The sequence below is a fragment of the Desulfurellaceae bacterium genome (assembly GCA_021296095.1).
Lineage (GTDB): Bacteria > Desulfobacterota > Binatia > Bin18 > Bin18 > JAAXHF01.
The window spans coordinates 35871-42866 of record JAGWBB010000048.1 but is presented as its reverse complement, the minus strand read 5'-3'; the positions used below and the strand labels follow the sequence as shown (position 1 = coordinate 42866).

Annotated in this window: 4 protein-coding genes; 1 reads left to right on the top strand and 3 read right to left on the bottom strand. The window is 60.2% G+C overall.

Annotated features, from left to right (window positions below):
• The 3 genes from J4F42_12875 to J4F42_12865 form a co-directional block, all read right to left on the bottom strand.
• Positions 1 to 1649 (bottom strand): hydantoinase B/oxoprolinase family protein (locus J4F42_12875; GenBank protein MCE2486403.1); only part of this gene is annotated, 1649 nt, incomplete at its 3' end.
• A gap of 38 nt (positions 1650 to 1687) precedes the next feature.
• Positions 1688 to 3745, bottom strand: a complete 2058-nt coding sequence (locus tag J4F42_12870; protein MCE2486402.1) for a hydantoinase/oxoprolinase family protein — start codon at positions 3743 to 3745, stop codon at positions 1688 to 1690.
• Between the two features lie 161 nt (positions 3746 to 3906).
• Positions 3907 to 4578 carry an EthD family reductase gene (locus J4F42_12865; protein ID MCE2486401.1) on the bottom strand — a complete coding sequence of 224 codons (672 nt, stop codon included), beginning with the start codon at positions 4576 to 4578 and terminating at the stop codon, positions 3907 to 3909.
• 150 nt (positions 4579 to 4728) lie between these two features.
• Here J4F42_12865 and ispH point away from each other — a divergent pair, with 150 nt between their 5' ends.
• Positions 4729 to 6477 (top strand): 4-hydroxy-3-methylbut-2-enyl diphosphate reductase, encoded by a 1749-nt coding sequence (gene ispH / locus J4F42_12860; GenBank protein ID MCE2486400.1) that lies wholly within the window; start codon positions 4729 to 4731, stop codon positions 6475 to 6477.
• Positions 6478 to 6996 lie beyond the last annotated feature (519 nt).

The following is a 6996-nucleotide window of genomic DNA, read 5'->3' as shown; positions in this document are numbered from 1 at the left end:
GGATTGCCCCAGCCACCGCCGCCGGTGGTTTCAAACCAGAACGTATCACCATAGGAGAGCTTGTGGCCGCGCAGCAGCGGGTTGAGCCACCGACCGTCTTCGGTCAGACCACCGACAATTTTTTGCGTGCCGTCCGCAGAGAGGTGCCATAAACGTTGTGGCACACTCCGCTGCCCACCGTTCACCCCTGGGGTGCCCTCACGCGTGCGGGCTGTTTCAACACTCATCGCGCCTTCGCATAAAAAACGGATTTTGAGATGAGACCCGAATCCGCCCCGATGGTGGCCATCCCCGGCTGAGTCCTGCCGAATATCGAATGCCTCATACGCGACCGGGAACATCAGCTCCGCGGTCTCTGCTTCCATATTCATGCAGTTGCCCAGCGGGTCCATGGTGACATTCATGCCATCATTAAACGGGGTCCCGCCCCAGCCGCCGGCCGGCAGGTCTGAGAACACGTCGGTTTTTCCAGCCGGATCCCGCACGCCACACACAAACCAATTGCAGTCGCCACACGCGGAACCGACTGCGCGGTCAGGCAGGGCGTTGGCAATAGCCTGCCACACTGCGCTGGCGACTTTTGGGGCGGCCAGAACCGTACACCCGATGGTGGGGGCCGGCCATTTGGGGTTCAGCCAGCAGTCGTCAGGCAGGACGACGCTGATCGGGTTGAACATCCCTTCGTTTTGCGGCGCACTGGGTTCCAGGAAAAACTGAAGCGAATAAAAGACTGCGGAATGGGTATTGGCCTTGGGCGAGTTGATAGCGCCGAGACATTGGGGGGCGGAGCCGGTCAGGTCTACGGTAATATCTGAGCCTTTGACCGTCAGGGTCACGTTGACTTTGACGGGCTCATCAGTCTGGCCGTCGGTATCCGCATAATCTTCGCCGGTATACACCCCGTCCGGGATGCTCTCAATTCTCTTGCGAACAATCCGCTCGGTATAGGCGATCAGCTCGGCCATGGCGGCCTTGACGGTCTCCAGACCATAGCGCTCGGCTGCGGATTGCATTTCCTCTTCGGCGGCTTTGAGACAGCCGACATGGGCCTGGAGGTCACCCTGGATAAAATGCGGGGTCCGCGTATTGGCCAGGAGAATCTTGAGGATTTCCGGTTTGACCTCATTGTGTTCAAAGGCTTTGATGGGCGGGAGGCGGAGTCCTTCTTCCGCAATATGCGTTCCCCACGCCTGGCCGCCCGGTGCCCCACCACCAAAGTCCATCCAGTGGCCCCGGCTGACCGCAAAGCCCAACAGTTGTGTGCCTTTGTAAAAAACAGGCTTGATCCAGGAGATGTCGTTAATATGGGTGCCACCTCGGTAGGGGTCGTTTACCACATAGATGTCGCCGTCCTGCATATTTTCAATGCCGAACTCGTCCCGTACGGCATGGGCCGAAAACTTCATGGCCGCCAGGTGAACGGGAACGTTGGCGGCCTGACTCAGCAGCCGCATCTCCGGGTCATAAATGGCGTTGGAGAAATCAACCATATCGGACAGAATAGGCGAGAACGAGGCGCGTTGGAGCACCGCCGTCATCCGATCACAGGTATATTCAAACAGATTCCGCAAGACTTCAAAGGTGATGTGATCGAGTCCGACCCGGTTTTTAATGCTGTCGCCTGCCTTTTCGAATGCACTGGATTGCATGACCATCCTCCTGCACGGGTAAAACTGCTGCCGCCCGATTACCGTTCTCCGTGTATAATAAGGTTGCCGTGCGTATCAATGGTTGCCTGCGTGCCGGGCGGGAGTACGGCCACCGAATCCAGATATTCCAGAATCGCCGGTCCCTGAATCTCCGTGCCGGGCGGGAGAATCTGGCCGTTGTAAATCGGACAGGCGATCCATTCGCCGGAAAAGTATACCGGGCGTGAGTTCTTCATCGCCACAACATTTCCTGCGGCGACACTTTTATAGGGCGGCAGGGCTGCGGTCGGGGCTGTTGCCGCAACACTGAGAGAGACAAACGCCGGATCAAAGATGTCCGAACTGACCCCATGCTCCTGCTTGTGCACGGCATGAAAGGTCTCGCCAATGCTGACCAGAGCGTCCTCGGTCAGCGCCCTACCCGGAATGGGGGTCTCAAGTTCATACGTCTGGCCCACATAGCGCATTTGGGCGGTCCGGTTGATGAGCACATTTTCTGCCGAGACATTGTCGCGGGCGAGCAGACTGCGGGCCGTCCGTTCGAGTTCGGCGTACACGCGATTCAGCCGGTCCAGGTCAACCTCCCCAAGCGGGGCGTACAGGAATTGCTCGACATCCTGACGGACATCCATGACGGTTGCGCCAAAGGCGGAAGCGACTCCGGCGGCCGCCGGGACGATGACTTTCGGGATATTCATGGCCCGGGCAACAAAGCAGGCGTGCATAGGCCCGGCCCCACCAAAACTGGTCAGCACAAAATCGCGCGGATCACGGCCTCTATTGATAATGACCTTTTTGACAGCCTGGGCCATAATCTCACAGCTGATCTGGATCATGGCGTCGGCGGTCTCGACCACCGACAGGCCCAGTTGCTCAGCAACGGTGCGCACCGCCTGTTCAGCCGCTCGCCGGTCCAGATTGATCTTCCCTCCCAGGGTCGGCTCCAGGCGGCCAAGCAGCAGGTTGGCGTCTGTAATCGTCGGTTCGTTCCCCCCGTTGCCATAGCAGGCCGGCCCAGGTTGTGAGCCGGCGCTACGCGGCCCCACCCGGAGCGAGCCGCCGCCATCTACCCAGCCGACCGAGCCGCCGCCGGCACCCACGCTGTGGATATCGAGCATGGGGAGGATGATCGGGAGCTCAAATTCGAGTTCATACTCGCGAGTAACGAGCCCCTTGCCCTCTTCGACAATCGAGACATCAAAGCTCGTCCCGCCCATGTCCGCGCAAATCATGTGACGCTCGTGTATGGCCTCGGCCAGATAGCCGGCATAGGCAACCCCACCGGCCGGCCCGGACTCCAGCAGTTCTTCCGGGTGCTCCTTGGCCAGATCAACGCCGATGACGCCGCCGCTGCTTTTGAGAATCAGCAAGGAGCCCTGAAAGCCTTGGCGGGTGAGGCGTTCCAGGAGATGATCGAAATAGGCTCCCATCACCGGCTTGAGCGCGGCGCTGACCGCGGTGGTGACAAAGCGGCCGTGCTCACGAAACAAGGGCCGCGTCTCGCCCGACAGCATAATATGCGCATCAGGCATGTGTTCGAGCAGGATGTCACGCATCTGCCGCTCATGGTCGGTGTTGACATAGGAATTGAGGAAACACACGGCAATGGAGCGGATACCTTCCGCCTTGATTTTCTCGGCAATCTGCCGCGCGGCCAGTGTATCGAGCGGGCGTTCTACTTCGCCCTTGACATTCGTGCGTTGCGGGACGGTATAGCGATAGCGGCGCCTGATGAGGGGCTTGGGTTTGACCTGATAGGGGTCGTACAGGTCTTTGCGATGCTGCCGCCCAATTTCGATGGTATCCCGAAAGCCTTGGGTGGTGACCAGGGCCGGATCTGGGTACGAGCGTTCAATCAGGGCATTGGTCGCGGTGGTGGTGCCATGGATCAGGCAGGAGATCTGGTCAAATGGAAGGTCCGATTGCTCAACCGCTTCGAGCGAATCGCGGGCGGCCTTTTTGACCGCCTCAATGACACCAACCGAGCGGTCCCACGGCGTGGTCAGGACCTTGGCCGTGACACGCTCACCGGTTGTTTCCTCCCAGCCAAACAGGTCGGTAAATGTTCCGCCAACGTCGACGCCTACCCGCCACATGGGTGCTCCTCATCCGGGACGATCCTCTGAGGCTCCTGCTCAGGGGGAAGAAAAGAAGGTGTCAAGAGCGAAAGGGACAAAGCAGAACCCCCATGACGCCGGACGAGCGTGTCCTGGCGTCTTGCCTTCAGCCTGCCGCGTTCAACACCCAGCATTGCTGCTCATTCCCATTTGACCTGATGTTCCTGGGCGACAAAGCTGACCGCCAGGTCCAGGTCGAGAAACTTGCCCCCGTCCGGCCACGATTCGTTTTGAAACTCGTCGGAGTCGAGCATGGCCTGATACGCCTCGGGGCTGTCCAGCCACAGCTGGGCCACCCCGTCCCAGCGCGGTTCGGCGTACTGGTAGGCGGCGTCAACGGTATGGCACTGGACATAGCGACGCAGGCCGGGCAGCCGCTTCACAATCGGCCCGTGGACCTCGACCCAGTACTGACGAAAGTCGGCCAGCGACATGCCGGGTTTGCGCCTGAGCTGAAAAATACCCTTGGTCAGGCCGGGTGTCTGCGGGCCGTCCAGAATGACATGATCCCGGGTCACCAGCCACTCGACCCGGTTCATGTCAATAAAATTGGGTTCATCGGCCAGCGCGCCATCCACATATTCGGGCGTTTCGCGCAGGGCCTGAAACGCGGCCTCGTCCTCCAGCCACACCTCGGCCGCGCCGTCATAGGACGAGTTCGTGTCTGCAAACGGAATCCGGTGGCTCTGTTCATAGCGCACCAGCTGCGGAATTTTGGCCGCAATCGGGCCGTGGGTGTCACGCCAGTAGCGATGAAACTCGGCCTCACCGAGCGACGCCTTTCGGGTAATGAAGTACAGCAGATGAATCATCCGAATCTCCTTTCTCAGGCGTTTCCCTTGTACGGCTTCGCCGGCCCGTTTTCCATCCCCCGGCTGCCGCCCCCCTCAGGCCGACTTTCACGGCCATCAATCCGGCTCTATAATGGGCAGTCTCAAATACGTGCGGACGAGGGGCAGACAATGAACATCCTTGTGGCAGAGACGGCCGGATTCTGTTGGGGAGTCCGGCGAGCCTTGGACCAGGCGGTCGATCTGGCCAAAAAGACCGACGGCCCGGTCCAGACCTTTGGTCCTCTGATTCACAACGCCCAGGTCATGGAGGAACTCACCGAGCAGAATATCCACGCCTTTGAGCGGCCGAGCGATATCCGCGGCGGCACGGTCCTGGTGCGGGCTCACGGGGTCCGCCCGGAGGCGTTTGACCAGCTCCGGGCCAGCGGTGCCGACGTCTACGACGCGACCTGCCCGCTGGTGCGCAAGGTGCAAAAAATCATCACCAAGTACAGCAACGACGCATATGACATCGTCATTGTCGGCGACGACCATCACGCCGAGGTGACGGGGCTCAAGGGCTATGCCTCAACCCGCTGTTTTGTGGTGGCCGACGAGGAGCAGGCCGCCCAGCTGCCCGAGTTTGACCGGGTGTGCGTGGTGTCTCAGACAACCCAGAACGACGAGACCTTTGCCCGCACGGTCGAGGCCATCAAACCCAAAGCGACGGTCATCCGGGCAACCAACACGGTGTGTGAACCGACCCGAGATCACCAGAGCGAGACGGTTGAACTGGCCCGTCAGGTCGATCTGATGGTGGTTGTCGGCGGCCGTCACAGCGCCAACACCTGCCGCCTGGCCGACCTGGCCGCCAAAGAGGGCGCCCAGGTTCTGCACATTGAGACCGATGCCGAACTCCGCGACCACGATTTCAGTCCCTATCGGTCGGTGGGCGTCACCGCCGGAGCCTCAACGCCGGAGTGGATGATCAACCGGGTGGTCGACCGGCTGGAGTCCTTCAACCCGGAGCCGGTCAGTCGGCTCAACACCTGGCTCAAGCACCTGATGGGAGTCCTGGTCGCCAGCAATGTGTATGTCGGTGTGGGCGCAGCCTGTCTCAGCCTGGCGGCCAGCCTGCTGCTCATCCCCCACCTGTCGCGCGAGGTTCTCCTGCCGCTGATGGCCACGGCCGGTTTTTTCATCCTGGCCATGCATACCGTCAACCGCTACCAGGAACGCTCCCACTACAGCGGCTGGGGCAGCTTCTCGCCACGCGCCTTTCAGCATTTTCAGCAGGCCATGTTGGGAGTCGCAGTCATTTCTCTGACCGCCGCCCTGGGGCTGGCCGCCTCGCTGGGGCTGGGACAATTTCTGGCCCTGGCCATCTTTGGCGGTCTGGGCGCCATCTATGGCATGAAGCTCATCCCGCTGTCGTGGGCGCGGCATATAATGGGTATCCGCAGCATCAAGGACCTGCCGGCCTCAAAAGACCTGGCTGCGGCCCTGGGCTGGACGGTCGCCTGCGTGGTGATTCCGCTGATCACGGTCGGTACGAGTTCAGCCTGGCGGGCCGCCGGGGTACTGGGCTTTGTCTTCCTGCTGGTATTTTTGCGCGCCGCCCTGATTGGGGTGCGCGACGTGCAGGGCGACAAGATCATGGGCATGGAAACGATCTTCAAGGTGGTCGGCAAACGCCGCACCAAGGCCGTGCTGGTCGGGGTGATGGCGACCCTGAGCGTCTTGCTGCTGGCGCTCAGCCTGCCCTGGCAGGGCCTGCCCCTGGCCGCGTGTTTATGTGTCGTGATTCCGTACAGCTGTGCCGTCAGCTGGGTGTATCACCAGCGTCTGCTGCCCAAGGGCGCACCGGGCGAGATTTTTGTTGATGGGCAGTTCTTATTGGCCGGAGCGATGACCCTGGTGTGGCATATGTGTCAATAGCTCGCCCCTACGAGGGGAGAGCGAATCAGGCATGTTCACCTGTGACGGGCTTTTTCTTCACGTCGATCTTTGAGATAAAATCCGAGCCAGCCAATAATGGTGGCAACAAGCACTAGGGACAGCAACAGAGCGAGTTCCATACAATCCCCCTATTCATCCACGTAATAGGCCCACGCGTAGAGTCCAAGGACAGAAAAAAAGAGGAGGACAGTAACCCACCACGGACTTTTTCCTCCCAAGCCATAGGAAATCACACCTGCCCCTAGAATAATTTTCCCGGAATCATAGAGAGACTTGGCCAAGCCGCGGCGTTTATTTCTCCGTATTTCTCCCTGACCGTTCTCTGCCACTCCTCCTTCCTAGCCCCTCTTCTCACCAATCACAACGCCTGTTTTCACTTATCCATCCGTATCACTGCGGAGCGTCTCGGCATCCAGAACTGCGGAAGGAGGACAAGTCCCGAGCCGAGGCTGCCCTTTCTGGCTGCGACAGATCTGCCCGCGTGTCAGAACGCGACCC